The following is a 17,417-nucleotide window of genomic DNA, read 5'->3' as shown; positions in this document are numbered from 1 at the left end:
GTTCAAAGTGATCTTGGTTATCGGAGGAGCTGGCTATATCGGCAGCCACGCAGTGAAATTGCTGTTGGATCAAGGATATCAGGTTGTTGTGTTCGATAATTTGTCTACCGGCCATCAGGAAGCGGTAGATCCACGGGCGGTTTTCGTACAGGGAGAATTGGGCAGCCGGACAGACTTGGATCATTTATTCTCTAAATATCCCATTGAGGGAGTGATGCACTTTGCTGCCCATATCCAAGTGGGCGAGTCTGTGACCGATCCGTTCAAGTATTACGAGAATAATGTTGCTTCTACCTTGACGCTGCTTTCAGTTATGCTTCAACATGGCGTGAAGAAATTGATATTTTCTTCAACCGCGGCGGTGTACGGATTGCCTGAGGAGGATGTGATACAAGAGGAGTTACCAGCCAATCCCATCAATCCTTATGGAAGAAGCAAGTGGATGGTCGAACAGATCTTACAGGATTTCTCCTATGCTTACGGGCTGGAATACGTCGCGTTGCGTTATTTTAATGCTGCAGGCGCGGATCAATCCGGAAAAATTGGAGAGGATCATGATCCGGAAACCCACCTAATTCCTGTGATTTTGCAACATCTGTTGGGCCTGAGGGAGAAGATTACAGTGTTTGGCACGGATTATCCTACTCCTGACGGAACTTGCATCCGGGATTATATCCATGTGGTAGATTTAGTTGAGGCGCATATATACGCTATGCGTGCACTTTTGGACAACCGTGTAAAAAATGAAGCCTTTAATCTGGGAACCGGCCACGGTTACTCGGTCAAAGAAGTAATCGACATGTGTGAAAAGGTAACAGGAAAGAAGGCAACTGTAGAATATGGAGCGCGCCGGGAAGGAGATCCACCGAAATTGGTGGCGTCCTCGGAAAAGATGCATCGGGTACTCGGATGGAAACCGACGCACAATCTGGAAGACATCGTGCGGACGGCTTGGAACTGGCACCGGAATCATCCGAACGGATATGTGGACAAGCGTCATCATGTTTAAACAGATACGGGTGATGGTATGAAAAAGATTGTTGTTACAGGGGCAGCAGGCTTTCTTGGTTCCCATCTCACCAGGGACTTGCTGGGACAAGGCCATCAAGTGATCGGAATCGATAACCTGTCTACCGGAAAAAGAACCAATATCGAAGACTTTCTCAGTGATCCCAACTTTCATTTTATCGAGTTTGATGTGGCGGATCCCCGCATTCTCGAACTTATGGAACTGGATGGTGTCCGGGAAATCTACCATCTTGCATCCCCTGCGTCGCCGAAGTTTTATCAGGCGGCCCCTTTTGAGACAATTGCCGTCAATACGATCGGGACCCAAAACATGCTGGAGCTTGCGAAAAAGAACAATGCCAAGCTGTTGTACGCGAGCACCAGTGAAGCTTACGGTGATCCGCTGGTACACCCCCAGCCGGAAGACTACCGCGGCAATGTGAACACATGGGGCCCGCGGGCCTGCTATGACGAAGCGAAGAGAATGGGGGAAGTTTTCTGTTATGAATACTTCACCCGCTTTCACGTACCGGTGAAAGTGGTGCGGATCTTCAATACTTACTCGGCGGGACTTCGCAATGATGATGGAAGGGTGATTTCCAACTTCGTCACCCAGGCCTTGACCGGGCAGGATATCACTGTGTACGGTGACGGATCCCAGACCCGTTCCTTCTGTTACATCGATGATAATATCCGCGCGTTAGAGCTGGCGATGGAAAAAGATGAAGCGACGGGTGAAATCATCAATATCGGCAACCCGAAAGAATACACCATTCTCGAGGTTGCCCGGATGGTAAAAAGACTGACGGGATCTGAAAGCAACATCACTTTCCACCCGCTTCCCCAGGATGATCCGAAAGTGAGGCGTCCTGTCATCGATAAAGCGAAAAAGTTGTTGGATTGGGAACCGGCGGTAGACCTCGAAGAAGGCTTGAAAAGAACGATCGCCGTTTACAGACAGAGGTTAACATGTTTACAGTAACGAGAGATTTGGAGGATGCCCTATGAATGTGGTGTGTATCGGGTCGGGTTATGTGGGAAGTGTGACAGGGACAGCCTTTGCTGTGTTGGGACACCCCACCACGGTCATCGATATCGATCCATCGAAGATCGATCTGTTAAATGCGGGAAAAAGTCCGATCTATGAACCGGGATTGGATCAGCTCGTCCGGAAATATATCGGAAAGACTTTATTTGCGACAACCTCCTACCAACCCGTCCATGAGGCAGATGTCGTTTTTATCGGAGTGGGCACGCCTTCCAAACAGGACGGGACGGCTGATCTCACCTATATAAAAAAAGCGGCGGAACTGATCGGAGCCTATTTACATCCCCACCGCTTTACCGTGGTTGTGAATAAATCCACCGTGCCGGTGGGGACGGCCGATCTTGTCACTGCCATTATCGAGGAAGCATCCGGTCTCAAAGCGGGTGAACACTTCTCCGTTGTCAGCAACCCGGAATTTTTGCGGGAAGGTTATGCCTTGGAAGATGTGTTTTTCCCTGACCGCATCGTGGTCGGATCCAATCATGAGCGGGCCAAAAACATCATGAGAGAATTGTATCACCGTCTGGTGGAGAGAGTCTCGTATGAGGAGATAAGCAAAGATTTTGCATTCCCTTATAATCCATTAACTCCCAAAGCTGTCTATTTTGAGACGGATGTCAAAAGCGCCGAAATGATCAAATACGCTTCCAATGCCTTTTTAGCCGTGAAAATCAGTTATATTAACGAAGTGGCCAGGCTGTGTGAAACCCTGGGGGCAAACGTACTGGATGTAGCCAGGGGCATGGGACTGGATTCAAGAATCGGCGGGAAGTTTTTGCAAGTTTCCAGTGGTTGGAGCGGAAGCTGTTTTCCGAAAGACACGGCCGAGTTTTTGCAGACCAGCCGGAAATACGGAACGGAGCTTTCCATCGTGAAGGCGGCGATCGAATCCAACCGGAAAATGCATGAATTTGTGGTGGAAAAGATCCGGCGCCGGTTAAAGATCTTAAACGGCAAAAAGATCGGCATCCTGGGCTTGACTTTCAAACCCAACACCGATGATGCCCGCCAGACGCAAGCCTCGGTCATTATCCAGATGCTGCTCGACCTTGGAGCAAACATAAGGGTTCACGATCCCAAAGGAATGGAAATGTTCAAGGCAGTCCATCCCCACTTGCACGTTCAATACTGTGCTTCCGCCGAAGATGTGGCGCATCAAGCGGACGGCATCGTCTTGCTCACCCACTGGAATGAATACTTGCAGCTGGATTGGAAGCAAATGCTTTCCATCATGAAAACTCCTTATCTGTTGGATACGCGCAACTTCCTGCCCAAAAAGCTGTTAATCGGGCTCGGTTACCAATATGAAGGCTTGGGAATCGGTACTGAACAGGAGATCGATGGAGGAATCATGAATCAATTTTCCGTTTTGTCTGTTTAAAGTGTGGAGAAAAACACTTTGTGTTTTGCTTTCTATATTTACGGACGAGCTTATGCGGTTTAACATTAAAATAAGAAATTACCGAATGAACTGCGTTGAGAGGGTGGACCCAAAATGGTCACCCTTTTCGTTTATAATGTGAAAAACAAATGCTTTTTTGCAAAAAAACAAATGACAATGAACTCGAACCAATTGAATATGGGGAGGTGAATTCATGGCAGTCTACAATAAATTGATCCGTGACAAGATTCCTGAGATAATCGCTGCCTCCAACAAAGAAGCTGTCATCAGAACACTTACTGATCATGAATATATGGAAGAGGCGAAGAAAAAGCTGTACGAGGAGCTGGAAGAGTATAAAGCCGCGGTGAATGACCGTGAAGCACTGGAAGAGTTGGCCGATATTATGGAATTGATTTATGCTCTTGCGGCTGTGCACGGTTCATCAAAAGAGGGACTGGAAGAAATCCGCCTCTCAAAAGCGGAGAAACGCGGAGGGTTTGCAAAAAAACTATTTTTGGTCGAGGTTAAGGAATGAGCAGAGTACGATTGACTACATCTCAATTATATCCTCATTTAATTCAAGCAATTGAGAAGTCGGATGCAATTTACATACTTGTCTCTTTTATCATGGCATCTGGTGCTTCTCTCCTACATGAACCGCTGGAACGGGCAGCTAAGCGTGGGGCGGATATCAAAATCTGTACGGGGGACTATCTGTATATCACGTCGCCGATTGCTTTGGAGCAGCTTTTATCTATTGAAGGAGCCGAAATTCGTCTTTTTCGATCTCTGAACCAATCGTTTCACGCCAAGGCGTATTTGTTTCGTTCAAAAACCGACGGTTTTATTGTGATCGGTTCTTCCAATCTGTCTAATAGTGCTCTCACATCCGGGATTGAGTGGAACCTGTCTGTTTCCAAAAATGCCGATCCGGAAGTATTTGAGCAGGCGTTTTCAGAGTTTATGGCCGTTTTTCACCATGAGCAAACGATTCCGGTCAATTTGGAGACTCTCGCTGATTATAGGAGAGAATATACAGAGTACCATAAAATCCATCCGGTTCTCCCGATTTTTAAAGAAGAAATTGCTGAAAGCAGACCTGAATATGAACTGGATACAGAGGTCGAAATTACTCCCCATGAGGTGCAAAAAGCAGCACTGGATTCTCTCCTGTCTACCATGGAAGAAGGATATAAGCGCGCAATGATTATCATGGCGACAGGATTGGGGAAAACATATTTAAGCGCATTCTTTGCACAGCATTTTAATAAAGTTCTTTTTATTGCCCATCGGGAAGAGATATTGCGCCAGGCTGAACGTTCTTTTTTAAAAGTGGATGACTCATGGAAGACAGGATTTTATTATGGAAGCCGGGAAGACCGCCATGCAGATGTTTTATTTGCCTCTATTCAGAAATTGTCAATGAAGCATCATCTGACTTCTCTTACACCTGATGAATTTGACCTTATCATCGTTGATGAGTTCCATCACGCTTCCGCAAACTCCTATCGTAAAGTGATCGATTATTTTAAACCCCGTTTTTTGCTGGGGATGACAGCCACACCGGATCGGTTGGATGGCGGAAATATTTATGCCCTTTGTGAGAATAACGTTGCTTTCCAAATGCACTTTATTGAAGCGATTGAGAGAGGTTTTCTCGTTCCTTTCCACTATATGGGCGTTTATGATGAGATTGATTATTCGAAGATTCGTCTGGTTGGCGGGCATTACGACCGGAGCCAACTGGAAGCGGCGCAAATTCAAGAAAAGATGGCGGACAATATTTATCAAGCGTGGAAAAAGTACCGCCAAACGAGAACGATTGCTTTTTGTTCTACGATTCGCCAAGCCCAATTTTTATCCGATTATTTTAACCGGCATGGGGAAAGAACGATTGCACTGCATAGCAAGTCGGGTCTGGCTGCACGTTCCAGTTCCATCAAAGAGCTTGAAGAGGGAAGGATGGACGTCATTTTTACGGTCGATCTGTTTAATGAAGGGGTGGACATCCCTGCTGTGGATACTCTGCTGTTTGTCCGGCCTACCGAATCGATCTCCATCTTTACCCAGCAAATCGGACGCGGTTTGAGGTTGGCTGAAGGAAAGAAGTATTGCCAGATTATTGATCTGATCGGAAACTATAAAAACTTGGATGCAAAACTACGCCTGTTTGAAAAATCGGGTATCAAAAAAGGAAACCGAATCGAACCTGCCGTTCCTGAACTATGCGTGTTTGAGCTGGATACAAAGGCGATTGACTTTCTGGAGTACTATAAAAAAAATCTGCCATCACGCAAACAGCGGCTTATCCAAAGCTATTACGATGTAAAACGGGAGATCGGAAGAAGGCCTTCTTATCTGGAATTGCATCTGAACGGTTGGGAAGATTCGGGAGGTTACCGGCAAGAATGGGGATCCTACGCCGATTTTCTTGCTTCAGTGAATGAACTGTCCGATAATGAAGAAGCGGCTCTCACTTCTCATGGAAGCCTGATACGCGAAGTGGAGAAAACCTCGATGAGCAAAAGTTATAAAATGGTGCTGTTAAAAGCCATGTTGCAACGAGGAACTAAAAAATGGGCTCACCCGGTTTCGCCCGCTGAAGTGGCTCACTTTTTCCACTCTTATTTAACCAGCGCACCTTATCGACGAAAAATTGACGGGATTTCCAGTAAAACGCTTGCAGAAGAATACGATGAAAGAAAAGTGGCTGAACTGATTCTGAAGATGCCAATGTCCAAATGGGCAGGATCAACAGATGGGAACTTTTTACTTGAGGATGGCCGCTTTTTTGTGAACGGTTATCAGACCATCCATTCAGACGAATTGTATCAATTTGTTTCAGAGATCTGTGAATATCGTTTGCACCGCTATTTTGAAAAGAAAGCGAAGAGGGTTGACTCCGGTCAATGAAACTGAATTTATAAAATGGCAAAGGATGTCTCCGATGAGTTGTGTTTTTTGCAGCCAGCCAAATAAGATACTGGAGAATGATCTGGCATTTGCCATCTATGATAAGTATCCTGTCAACCAGGGGCATATGTTGATCATCCCGAAACGGCATGTCAGCGACTACTTCGATCTGACGGTGATGGAGAAGCAGGCGGTCGACCGGCTCTTGGCAGCAGCAAGAAATCATCTGGAGAAACATTATCAGCCGGATGGTTATAACGTAGGCATTAATTGCGGGAAGGCGGCGGGGCAAACCATTTTCCACGTTCATGTCCATCTGATCCCGCGTTATGTCGGGGATCTAAATGATCCGCGCGGCGGAGTTCGGGGAGTGATCCCGGACAAGCGTATTTACTAGGCGTGAAGCTGGCAGTTGAAATGGTCTAACATTCACCATTCCAGACTCAGCTTAATTAGTTGACAGGTTGGTTGACGGCTCAATTGATCTCTTAATAAGAAAATGAAACAGGAGTAAAACATTTCCCGGAGGTCTGTCATTGAACAGGCCTCTTTTTTGTTAGTCCGAGAGTGATAGGATGGCCTGCATTTACATGGATTTATGGAAATTGACGCAAAAAATATATTATATAACATTTTCTCTAAAAGGGTGATACCAAAAATGCAATGACTTGTTTTATAAAATATTTCCATCCATTATTTTAGTTGCGGAGGGATGTTTGTGGAACCAACTAATACTTCTGGTTCAGGGAAAGCAGCCCAAGTACCGAAAGAGATAAAAAAATGGAACTGGGGTGCGTTTTTCGCAAACTGGATGTGGGGAATCGGAAACCGTACTTACTCGGCTCTACTCGCGGCGATCCCATTGGTTGGATGGTTGTATGCCATCGTTCTCGGTTTAAAAGGCAGTGAGTGGGCGTGGCAGAATAAGCGTTGGAAAAGTATCGAACATTTTAAGAGAGTCCAGCGGATTTGGGCAATTGTCGGATTGCTCTATTTTATTTTTTTCGTTTTTGTAACGGTGGGTTTGTTAAGTACAAACCCACCCGGCCCGGCAGAAACAGAATCGGCGGCACAGATTGCAGATGAAAGCGACGAGAAAGATTCAGTAAAGCCCGCGCCCAAAAAAGATCAGGATACGAAAGATGAATCATCACCCGTTAAGACGGAGCCAGGGAAAACGACCCCATCACCGGATGAAGATAAAAAGACGGGCACACCAAATCCCGCACCTTCACCTAGCGATGAGAAAAAGGCAAATTCGCCAAATCCTGCACCTACTCCTTCTGCGGAACCCAAGCTAAAATATGATCCCCATGGCCCGGACCGGGATTGCAAAGATTTCAGCAGCCCGGAGGAAGCCCAAGCCTTTTTTGAAGCGGCCGGGCCCGGGGACCCGCACCGTCTGGACCGGGATAAGGACGGGGTCGCCTGCAATTCAAACTGATCAATGATGTGTTTGTGAGGTTGCTGAGAAAACTCGGTAACCTCTTTTTTTATCCATATCGTGACATTAAAAAACACTGATGTTCTGAAGGTATAGATTCCGCTTGAGTTTTTCGGAATAAATGCAAAAGAAAAAGTTTATGGAATTAAAGGGAAGTTGCGCTTATCATCCCCTTTTCTTACGATGAAACAAAGTTTTTGGTCCCTAAATTTTCGGATCAATACGAATACCTTAACAGAGGAGATTTGTTTCTTGAAAAACAATGCAACAGTGTCGGAGGTCTTGAATGGGGGATATCAGTGGAAAAGTGCGATTGCTCAAGGTGTTGGAGGTTTTGGAGAGAGAAACGGACGAAGATCATTATCTGAGCTTGGATGAGTTGGAAAAAAAGCTGATGATCGAATTTGGGCCGGATTTTTCAGTGGGCAAGAAAGCACTTTTGTCGGACATCAGGGCACTGAAGGAGGCCGGTTTTGACATCCTTGAAGATGAGGGGAAATTCGGAAAAAAAATGTTCAGTTATCCCCATCGGCTGTTTGAGCCATACGAATTGCGCATGCTGATCGATGCCGCGATGTATTCGCATTTTATCACCAAGGAAGATGCCAGGTCATTAATTGAGAAGTTGCAAAAACAGACCAGCAGCCACATCTCCAAAAAGCTTCAGGAGCAAATCAGGTATCTGGATTATACCATGAAGGCGGATAATCACCAGTTAAAATATTATGTGGACACGATTTACCAAGCTTGCTCGGAGCGCAAAAAGATCCGCTTTCGATACGGAAAGTATAATCTGGATAAAGAATTTGTGCTGAAGAAAAACGGAGAATGGTATGAAGTAAAACCCTATGCACTGGTCTGGTTGTACAGCAATTACTATTTGATTGGCAAATACGGAGAGGAAGAAACATTTCGCCATTACCGCGTCGACCGGATGAGAAATGTGCATATGCTTTCCCGGCGCTTTAAAAAAGAGCCATTCAACGTCGTTGATTATGTAAATAAAACAGTCCGCATGTTTTCCGGACCGGAAAAACAAGTAAAAATCCAGTTTCATGACGATGAGGATCACACCTTTATCAATATTGTTCTGGATCGTTTTGGAAAAGATGTCCATATTGAAAAGGGGGATGATGGTTCATTTATTGTAACTGTGTCTGTAAATATCAGTCAGGGTCTGGTCAGCTGGATCTTAACCTGGGGTTCCAAAGTGAAGGTATTGTCGCCGCTGGAACTGGTGGAGAATGTAAAAAGAGAAACGGAGAAAATGTACCGGTTGTATCATGAGGCCGAAATCGCCGGGTATCGGATTATCTCTTCCCATTCATAAGTGTTGATCCCAATGATCAAAATCAACGAGGGCAGATTCACGTTCTGCCTTTTTTTCATGACGAACTCCCGGTTTTCAGCTGCGGGGTGGAGTGATGATGGAAACGGGAGGGCTGTTTGGTCTGGAAAGTCTACCCTCTTGTTCAATCGCCAACCAGACGGCCATCCACGGATGAGGGGAGCCCAAGCAGTGTTGAAAGTTTAAAAGAGATCAAGGTGGCTGATGAAGCCGCCTTTTTTAGGTTTTCTCCTAAAAAAAGCATTAACTTCTTCGCTGAAAATTTTTGTTAAGTATACGGGAGATTCGCATAAGCTGTATTAGGGAATTCGGGTGGAGGAGGTTGGGGATGATGTGGCAGGAATATTTGGCCAGGGCCCATTTGTACAAGAAGCTCGCTGATTATTACAGATATAGAAATACCAGGCGCTACCTGGATTATGAGCGAATCTACTATGAGTACTTGAAAAGATTTGCCGAAGTATATGTGCAAGAAACGGGACTGGACCCCCAGCCTTACTTGAACCTTGCCTCCCATTCTGCCGCTAGCAAAGCTGAAAGCAGACTGACGGCCATCCGCCTGTTGCATGCGTCCCCAAGCCTGGGGAAAATCCCGTTGGATATCTATGTGAATGGGCGTTTGTTGATCAGGATGCTTCCGTACGGAGTGACAAGCAAATACTTCCTTTTGCCTGGCGGAGAATATCGATTTGATGTGTTCCCGACAGGAAGAAAAAGATTTAAACCTCTCAGCAGCCAATCTTTGAATTTGGAAGCGGGAACCCATTCTCTGATCGGGATGGTAGATGGGGGACTGATGACCTACCGGCAAGAACCCAATCCGGTGAAGGATAGGGTGAGAATCAGATTTATTCATCTGGCAGCAGGCGTTTCGGAGTTGAGTATCGCCCTTTCGGACGGAACGGTCTTGACCCGGAGGATCGGTCTCACAGAAGCAACGGAGTATTTTACCCTCTCTCCGGTGAAAAATCGTTTTGTCTTCAAACAGGTTAACACAGAAGAACCGATATTCGCCACTTCAGAGATTCATTTACGAGAGGAAAAGGTTTATACGCTGATCATTTTGTATGCCCATCAGCGGATTTACCCGCTCATTTTAAGAGATCTTGGCAGATTTTCGCATTCATGAACCGGAACTTGTTGTTGATTTGAACCAGGTCCCGGTCTTTATTTATGAAACGGATCGACAGACGGAGCGGAGGAATAAGTGGGTGACTCTGCGCTAGGAAAACAAATTGCGGAGCGGTCTTTCATCCAGGGGTGTGATCGTCCGTTTTATTTTTTTGGTGCCGAACTGGCACTTTTTTCTTTAATAAAGTTTACGTATCAATGGGGAAGACAAATTTATTTTCTTAAAAAACCAGTAAAATTGGAGTCATTTGCTTTTTGGCCGGAGTATGGAAAAATTTACACTCCTAAATATCCCAGTTTTTATGCATTTCTTTATTTATTTCAATAAAGAGATAGATTAAACTAGATATAACAAGATTCCGAAAGGGAGATCGACATTGAACGTTTTAGAAATGAACGAAATTGGCAAATTTATCCGTAAAATTAGAAAGGAGCGAGGGCTGCGCCTGGAAGATTTGTCCGATGAGCACATCTCCACAGCGACAATCAGTAATATCGAGCGTGGAGTCCCGCATGTCAATAAAGAAAAAGTATTATATTTATTAAGTAAATTAAATATCGATATCAATGAAATTCCGGAATTAATGGAAAAAGACAGCGAAAACATGGAGAGCTTACAGCTGAAATTCACAGCTGTGGAAACGATGATCGAAATAGGCAATGAAGGAGGCGCACTCCGTTATTTATCGGAAATTTTAGAGGAATCTCCTTCCAGTCACCCCGCTACCGTTCATTTTTTAAAGGGAAAATGTTATGCCGGGAAAAAGGACTGGAGAAAAGCTGAACGTGAGTTTGGCGAAGCAATTCGGTTGTCTTACCAGGACGCCTACTCACAGAAGACAAATCTGGAAGCGATCAGTTATGAACATCTTGCGGAGTGTCGTTCAGCGCAAAATGACTGGGAGCAAGCATTGAAGTTTGCAGAACGCGGATTGGAAGTTTTTCAGGAAGGGGCGTCCGGTTATGACCAGGTTCAGTACTCCTTGATGATGAACCGCGTCGTTTATCTGGACCGGTTGGGACGCGTGGATGAAGCGCAAAAAAGTCTGGACGAGCTGTGGAGTTTTATTCCGCACATTCAAAACCAGGGTGTACTGCTCAGGATGTATGCGCTCAGAGCCGACCTGTTCCGGCGCATGAAGTTATATCATGATGCGGTCCGTTATGCCAGAGAAGGAATTCGCATAGCAGCCGCCAGCAAGAATTATGACGGCATGTTTAGATTATGGAACATCCTCGGGATCGCTTACATGGAGCTTTCCGATTGGGAGGATGCGGAGACCTGTTTTGAGTTTATTATGAACCTGAAGGACCGGATTTCCAATAAAAAGGAAATGATTCAGGTTTACTGTTCTCTGGGACATCTCTATTTATTGCAGCAAAAATGGGTACGGGCGCAGGAGATCTTGGAGCAAGCCGTCAAATGGGGAGAAGAGCTGGAGGATGATGCAGAGTTAAGCCTGGCCCTTTTCATGATGGGACGTTTGCTGAAAGAGAAGAAACAATACAGCGAAGCGGTCTCCTATCTCAAGCGATCCGTGTACCTGGCTGAGAAAAACAAACTCGCGGAGCGGGTATGCGCGGGGTACTACGAAATTGCCCAATGTCATGAGCAGTCAGGGAATCGGGATGAACTCAGAGATACAACAGAAAAGCTCTATCAATCGCAAAAACAGTTGAGGCTCAACCCGGGGTTGACGAGTAAATGGTAAGGTTCAAGTGACGGCATCTCATCAAATTTTTTGAGATGCTTATTTTTTTTGCTTCGAGGCCGGTCGGTTGAATACAGGAAAAGATTCGAATGTGTAGAATTATCTATTTGTTTCGTGAAAAATTAAGGAAATCGTTGTAAGGAGGATCTTCATGAAAAGAAAGCTTTTGCTCGCATCTTTGTCGCTGGTCTTACCAGCCTCTCTTCTTTTCACGACGGCTTTCGCCAAACCGGCGGTTCAGCCCAAAGTTTCAGCGGAAAGAATTTACGCGGATATCGCCCGGCTGGCATACAAGGATGACGCAAGGGTGGCCGGAACGGAGGGGGAACATCAAGCGGCTGCATTTATTGCAAAAAAATTCCGCAAAATGGGGCTGGAGGTGCAAATCCAAAAATTCCCGTTCACCGCATTTATCAATCGCGGGGCATCTTTGAAAGTAAACCAGCCTGAGGCTAAAGAGCTTGGGACCCATGCTTTTGAGTATTCCGCCAGCACTCCGGATGCCGGAATCACACAGGAAATCGTCGATGCCGGACTTGGGGGGCCCGATGATTTCTCCAGAATTGATGCAAAAGGAAAAATCGCCCTCATCAAGCGCGGAGGTTACACATTCTATGAAAAAACAGAAAACGCTGCTAAAGCGGGAGCCGTCGGAGTCCTTATTTACAACAATGTGAGCGGGACCATCAATGGAACGCTGGGCCAGCCTTCCAGTATTCCTGCGCTGGCGCTCAGCGATGTGGACGGAGTTTACCTCAAGGGCCTTCTCGATCAGGGGAGTCAAGTGGTCGTTACGATGAAAGCGGATACGGAGATCCGGCAAAGCTATTCGCAAAATGTGATCGCCACATTAAAAGCGGATCAAAAAGCGAGCAATCCCAAAACGATCGTTCTCGGCGCCCACTATGACGGGGTGGATACACCCGCCGCCAATGACAACGCTTCCGGAACGGCTACGATGCTGGAAGTAGCGCGCATCTTGTCCAAGAAAAAATGGGATCACCAGATCCGCTTTATCGCTTTTGGGGCGGAAGAGGCCGGACTTGTCGGCTCTGAAAAGTATGTGGAATCGCTCACTCAGGAGCAAAAGGCCGAGATTGCCGGAATGATCAATATGGATATGGTGGGAGTGGGGGATACCCTCTACATCATGACCGCTGCGGATGGAGACCAGTCTTACCTGGTTGACGCGGCTGAGCAAAAAGCGGAAGAAATGGGGATCGCCCATGCAAGATCCTGGTCCAACCGCAGCGACCATGTGCCATTTGCAAATGCAGGCATACCGGTGGCTTTCCTGCACTATGCGGAAGATCCCAATTATCATACCGATCAGGATACGCTTGATAAAATTCAGAAAGAAGATCTTTATAACGCCGGGACACTGGCAGCCGGCTTGCTCGCGGATCTTGCAGATGAACCCAAACCCAGGATGAAGCAGGGGAAAAAGGTAAGTGGGATGGACGAGTTTCATGCACTGAAACATCGTCACCAAGCCTTGTTGACAAGGTAATTCAACTAAAAGAGTTAGGTACGGAGCCCGTTTAACCCCTCCGACAGGGGTGAAAAGTTTCCAGCGAAGTTCCGACCGGTGTTGGCGGGCCGTTCGTGCGCATCCCGGGTGGATGGAGTGATCCGGCCGGCAAAGAAAACGATCCGGTTTATACGGCGATGTAGAAAAAAGCTGGACAGACGTGATGGAGACAAAATAAAATAGAGATATCTACAGTTGACATATCCGCGAATTGTTTGTATATTGTATTAAATATATATTCTCTTATCCAGAGTGGCGGAGGGACTGGCCCGATGAAGCCCGGCAACCGGTTGGAGGAATTCCAATGAGGTGCCAATTCCTGCAGAGAAGTTTTCTCTGAGAGATGAGAGAGGTCGAGAATGAATGTAGACGCCTTTTCTGCTCTCAGAGTGGAAAAGGCGTTTTTCAATATTATTTTTTGATAAAAAAGGATGAAGACAATGAAGAAAAAGACGGTGGCAGAGCGGTTAAAAGAAAAGATTCTCATTTTGGACGGCGCGATGGGGACCATGTTGCAGCAGGCCAACCTCACGGCGGAGGACTTCGGCGGGGAAGCGTATGACGGATGCAATGAATTTTTGAATATCACCCGTCCCGATCTGATCCGCCGGATTCACGACGCCTACTTTGAAGCGGGAGCCGATATTGTGGAAACCAATACGTTTGGAGCGACTTCCGTTGTGCTGGCGGAATACAATCTTCAGCACCGGACGGAGGAGATCAACCTGGCGGCGGCGCGCTGTGCCGTGGAAATGCGCGACAAATGGTCGACCCCGGACTGGCCGCGCTATGTTGCCGGGGCGATGGGACCGACGACGAAAACGTTATCCGTCACCGGCGGAGTTACGTTTGAGGAACTGATCGATTCTTACTACCTCCAGGCGAAAGCGTTGATCCGGGGGGGAGTCGACCTCCTCCTGCTGGAAACGTCCCAGGACACGCTCAATGTGAAAGCAGGCAGTATCGGGATTCGCCGGGCATTTGAAGAGCTCGGGACAGAGCTTCCCATCATGATCTCCGGCACGATCGAGCCGATGGGAACGATGCTGGCCGGTCAGGGTATTGAAGCCTTTTATATCTCGGTTGAACACCTCAAACCGATTGCGGTCGGCCTCAATTGCGCGACCGGCCCGGAATTTATGAAGGATCACATCCGGACTCTGTCAGGCTTGGCCGGTTGTGCGGTAAGCTGTTATCCCAATGCCGGTCTTCCGGATGAAGACGGCAACTACCTGGAAACGCCGCAGGCTCTGGCCCGCAAACTGGCCGACTTTGCCGATGCCGGTTGGTTGAACATGGCCGGCGGCTGCTGTGGAACGACACCGGAACATATCCGGGCGATTGCCGAGGCGATGAAAGAAAAGCAACCCCGTCAGCCGGCGAAACAGCACCCTCCTGCGGTCTCCGGGATCGAACCCGTTTATCTGGAGCCGGAAAACCGCCCGCTTTTGGTCGGAGAGCGGACCAATGTGATCGGGTCCAGGAAGTTTAAACGGCTCATCGCAGAAGAGAAATATGAAGAAGCTTCTGAAATTGCCCGCAAACAGGTGAAAGGCGGAGCACAGATTATCGACATCTGCCTCGCCGATCCGGATCGCGATGAGCTGGCGGATATGGAGCAATTCTTGAAGTTTGTCACCAAAAAAGTGAAGGTTCCCCTGATGATTGATTCGACAGATCCCCGGGTGCTGGATCGTGCCCTTGCCTATTCGCAGGGAAAGGCAGTGATCAACTCGATCAACCTGGAAGACGGGGAAGAGCGTTTCGCCGAGGTGGTCCCGCTCCTTCACCGTTACGGGGCGGCGGTTGTGGTCGGAACGATCGATGAAAAGGGCATGGCGGTATCCAGAGAGCGCAAGCTGGAAGTGGCGAAGCGGTCGTATGACCTGCTTGTCCGTAAATACGGGGTTCGTCCGGAGGATATTATTTTTGACCCGCTTGTCTTTCCGGTGGGAACAGGGGACGAGCAGTACATCGGTTCCGCTCTCGAGACAGTGGAAGGCATCCGGCTGATCAAGGAAGCGTTGCCCCAGTGCTCGACGATTCTGGGTATCTCCAATGTTTCGTTCGGGTTGCCGGGTGCGGGACGCGAAGTGTTGAACGCCGTTTACATGTATGAATGCACCAAGGCGGGGCTGGATTATGCGATTGTCAACACCGAGAAACTGGAGCGGTATGCCTCCATCCCGGAAGAAGAAAGACGCTTGGCCCAGCAGCTTTTATTTGAAACCGACCACGGAAATTACGAAGCGGTGTTGGCTGAATTTACCGCTTTTTACCGGGAGAAAAAGGTAGAAAAGAAAATTCCCGTCACCAACCTGTCCCTGGAGGAGAGACTGGCCCGTTATGTCGTGGAAGGAAGCAAAGACGGGCTGTTTGAGGATCTGGAGGAAGCGCTGAAAAAATATGCGCCGCTCGACATTATCAATGGGCCACTGATGGCGGGAATGGATGAAGTGGGCCGGTTGTTCAACGATAACCAGCTGATTGTCGCCGAAGTATTGCAGAGTGCGGAAGTGATGAAAGCATCGGTGGCTTTCCTTGAACCACACATGGATAAAACGGAAACCAACACCAAAGGCAAAATCATTCTGGCCACGGTAAAAGGAGATGTCCACGACATCGGCAAAAACTTGGTGGAAATTATTTTGTCCAATAATGGCTACGAGGTGGTCAATCTGGGGATTAAAGTGCCGCCGGAGCAGTTGATCGAGGCGGCGCGCAAGGAAAAGCCGGATGCGATCGGGCTGTCCGGACTCCTGGTCAAGTCGGCGCAACAGATGGTGGTGACGGCCCAGGATTTAAAAGCGGCCGACATCGACATTCCGTTGCTGGTGGGCGGAGCGGCCCTTTCGCGCAAGTTCACCGAAACGAGGATCGCTCCCGAATACGACGGTCCTGTCCTGTACGCGAAAGATGCCATGAATGGCCTGGAACTGGCCAACCGGCTGATGAACCCCGAAGAGAGAGAAGCGCTGGTGGAAGAGCTTCGACGCAGCCGGCTGGCAGCTCTGGAACGGGCGGAGCAAAAAGAACGGGCGGAGACGGTGTCCGTTTCGGCCGCGAGAAGCACAGTGGACAGGGAAGCCCCCGTTTATGTGCCGCCTGACTTTGAACGTCACGTGTATCGCGATTATCCGGTCACCCATCTGCTTCCCTATCTGAATGAGCAGATGCTTCTGAGCAAGCATTTGGGCATCCGGGGGAATGTGGAGAAGTTGCTGGAAGAGGGGGATCCGAAGGCAGTGGAGCTAAAGGACAGGGTGGATGAATTCATCCTGCGTGCCATCCGGGACCGTCTGATCCGTCCGCAGGGGGTATACCGGTTTTTCCCTGCCCAGGCAGACGGAAATGACATTCTCGTCTACGATCCGGCGGAGCCCGGCCGTATACTGGAACGTTTTTCATTCCCGCGCCAGACCAAGCCACCCTATCTTTGTCTGGCCGACTACCTGCGTCCCGCGGAGTCGGGGGTCATGGATTATGTCGGATTCCTCGCCGTCACGGCCGGGATTGGTGTGAGGGAACTGTCGGAGCAATGGAAAAACGACGGGGATTATCTCCATTCGCATCTGCTGCAGGCGGTGGCGCTGGAGCTGGCCGAAGCTTTCGCCGAGCGCTTGCACCATGTGATGAGGGACCGCTGGGGCTTCCCCGATCCGGCTGAGATGACCATGAAAGAGCGGTTTGGCGCCAGATACCAGGGGATTCGCGTATCGTTCGGCTATCCGGCCTGTCCGAATCTGGAAGATCAGAAAAAGCTGTTCCGTTTGATCCAGCCTGAAACGATCGGCATCCATCTTACCGAGGGATGTATGATGGAGCCTGAAGCTTCTGTTTCGGCCATGGTATTTTCACATCCCCAGGCGCGTTATTTCAATGCGGTGTAAGGAGGAGT

The 17,417-nt window shown here is 48.1% G+C and carries 14 protein-coding genes and 1 riboswitch; all 14 genes read left to right on the top strand.

Annotated features, from left to right (window positions below):
• Nucleotides 1-7: 7 nt before the first annotated feature.
• The 14 genes from galE to metH all read left to right on the top strand — a co-directional run bounded on the left by galE (nucleotide 8) and on the right by metH (nucleotide 17,409).
• Complete coding sequence (galE, locus tag BMW55_RS04815) at nucleotides 8-1,009, top strand: UDP-glucose 4-epimerase GalE (RefSeq protein WP_089965870.1); 1,002 nt, start codon at nucleotides 8-10, stop codon at nucleotides 1,007-1,009.
• A gap of 18 nt (nucleotides 1,010-1,027) precedes the next feature.
• Nucleotides 1,028-1,990, top strand: a complete 963-nt coding sequence (locus BMW55_RS04810; RefSeq protein ID WP_089965868.1) for a UDP-glucuronic acid decarboxylase family protein — start codon at nucleotides 1,028-1,030, stop codon at nucleotides 1,988-1,990.
• A gap of 22 nt (nucleotides 1,991-2,012) precedes the next feature.
• Nucleotides 2,013-3,437: a UDP-glucose dehydrogenase family protein gene (locus BMW55_RS04805; RefSeq protein ID WP_089965866.1), complete on the top strand. Its 1,425-nt coding sequence runs from the start codon at nucleotides 2,013-2,015 to the stop codon at nucleotides 3,435-3,437.
• Between the two features lie 214 nt (nucleotides 3,438-3,651).
• Nucleotides 3,652-3,975 (top strand): nucleoside triphosphate pyrophosphohydrolase, encoded by a 324-nt coding sequence (locus BMW55_RS04800; RefSeq protein ID WP_089965864.1) that lies wholly within the window; start codon nucleotides 3,652-3,654, stop codon nucleotides 3,973-3,975.
• The gene (locus BMW55_RS04795; RefSeq protein WP_089965862.1) at nucleotides 3,972-6,353 is read left to right on the top strand and encodes a DEAD/DEAH box helicase family protein; all 2,382 of its coding nucleotides are present in this window, start codon (nucleotides 3,972-3,974) and stop codon (nucleotides 6,351-6,353) included. The genes BMW55_RS04800 and BMW55_RS04795 overlap by 4 nt, the downstream gene beginning before the upstream one ends.
• Before the next feature lie 34 nt (nucleotides 6,354-6,387).
• A complete protein-coding gene (locus tag BMW55_RS04790) occupies nucleotides 6,388-6,750 on the top strand; it encodes an HIT family protein (protein WP_089965860.1) in 363 nt (120 codons plus the stop codon).
• Nucleotides 6,751-7,071: 321 nt separating this feature from the next.
• Nucleotides 7,072-7,797, top strand: coding sequence for an excalibur calcium-binding domain-containing protein (locus BMW55_RS04785; protein ID WP_089965858.1), 726 nt, complete (start codon nucleotides 7,072-7,074; stop codon nucleotides 7,795-7,797).
• Between the two features lie 286 nt (nucleotides 7,798-8,083).
• Nucleotides 8,084-9,127, top strand: coding sequence for a helix-turn-helix transcriptional regulator (locus BMW55_RS04780; protein WP_089965856.1), 1,044 nt, complete (start codon nucleotides 8,084-8,086; stop codon nucleotides 9,125-9,127).
• Nucleotides 9,128-9,243: 116 nt separating this feature from the next.
• Nucleotides 9,244-9,417 carry a hypothetical protein gene (locus BMW55_RS19235; RefSeq protein ID WP_170839742.1) on the top strand — a complete coding sequence of 58 codons (174 nt, stop codon included), beginning with the start codon at nucleotides 9,244-9,246 and terminating at the stop codon, nucleotides 9,415-9,417.
• A gap of 59 nt (nucleotides 9,418-9,476) precedes the next feature.
• Nucleotides 9,477-10,274 carry a DUF4397 domain-containing protein gene (locus BMW55_RS04775; protein WP_170839741.1) on the top strand — a complete coding sequence of 266 codons (798 nt, stop codon included), beginning with the start codon at nucleotides 9,477-9,479 and terminating at the stop codon, nucleotides 10,272-10,274.
• Nucleotides 10,275-10,352: 78 nt separating this feature from the next.
• On the top strand, nucleotides 10,353-10,604 hold the full coding sequence (locus tag BMW55_RS04770) for a hypothetical protein (protein ID WP_089965852.1): 252 nt from the start codon (nucleotides 10,353-10,355) through the stop codon (nucleotides 10,602-10,604).
• Between the two features lie 49 nt (nucleotides 10,605-10,653).
• Nucleotides 10,654-11,988 carry a helix-turn-helix domain-containing protein gene (locus BMW55_RS04765; RefSeq protein ID WP_089965850.1) on the top strand — a complete coding sequence of 445 codons (1,335 nt, stop codon included), beginning with the start codon at nucleotides 10,654-10,656 and terminating at the stop codon, nucleotides 11,986-11,988.
• 151 nt (nucleotides 11,989-12,139) lie between these two features.
• Nucleotides 12,140-13,498 carry a DUF4910 domain-containing protein gene (locus BMW55_RS04760; protein WP_089965848.1) on the top strand — a complete coding sequence of 453 codons (1,359 nt, stop codon included), beginning with the start codon at nucleotides 12,140-12,142 and terminating at the stop codon, nucleotides 13,496-13,498.
• A 261-nt stretch (nucleotides 13,499-13,759) separates the two neighbouring features.
• Nucleotides 13,760-13,869: riboswitch (SAM riboswitch) on the top strand.
• A gap of 90 nt (nucleotides 13,870-13,959) precedes the next feature.
• Nucleotides 13,960-17,409: a methionine synthase gene (gene metH, locus BMW55_RS04755; protein ID WP_089965845.1), complete on the top strand. Its 3,450-nt coding sequence runs from the start codon at nucleotides 13,960-13,962 to the stop codon at nucleotides 17,407-17,409.
• Nucleotides 17,410-17,417 lie beyond the last annotated feature (8 nt).

It is taken from the genome of Lihuaxuella thermophila (assembly GCF_900110165.1).
Classification (GTDB): domain Bacteria; phylum Bacillota; class Bacilli; order Thermoactinomycetales; family Thermoactinomycetaceae; genus Lihuaxuella; species Lihuaxuella thermophila.
Note: the sequence above shows the minus strand (reverse complement) of the source record. Positions and strands in the feature narration are given on the sequence as shown.

Bases quoted from the DNA above. Each gene is read 5' to 3' on its own strand.
- metH (WP_089965845.1), top strand. From the start codon at position 13,960: ATGAAGAAAAAGACGGTGGCAGAGCGGTTAAAAGAAAAGATTCTCATT.
- BMW55_RS04760 (WP_089965848.1), top strand. From the start codon at position 12,140: ATGAAAAGAAAGCTTTTGCTCGCATCTTTGTCGCTGGTCTTACCAGCC.
- BMW55_RS04795 (WP_089965862.1), top strand. From the start codon at position 3,972: ATGAGCAGAGTACGATTGACTACATCTCAATTATATCCTCATTTAATT.
- BMW55_RS04810 (WP_089965868.1), top strand. From the start codon at position 1,028: ATGAAAAAGATTGTTGTTACAGGGGCAGCAGGCTTTCTTGGTTCCCAT.
- BMW55_RS04790 (WP_089965860.1), top strand. From the start codon at position 6,388: ATGAGTTGTGTTTTTTGCAGCCAGCCAAATAAGATACTGGAGAATGAT.
- BMW55_RS04800 (WP_089965864.1), top strand. From the start codon at position 3,652: ATGGCAGTCTACAATAAATTGATCCGTGACAAGATTCCTGAGATAATC.
- BMW55_RS04775 (WP_170839741.1), top strand. From the start codon at position 9,477: ATGTGGCAGGAATATTTGGCCAGGGCCCATTTGTACAAGAAGCTCGCT.
- BMW55_RS04780 (WP_089965856.1), top strand. From the start codon at position 8,084: ATGGGGGATATCAGTGGAAAAGTGCGATTGCTCAAGGTGTTGGAGGTT.
- BMW55_RS04805 (WP_089965866.1), top strand. From the start codon at position 2,013: ATGAATGTGGTGTGTATCGGGTCGGGTTATGTGGGAAGTGTGACAGGG.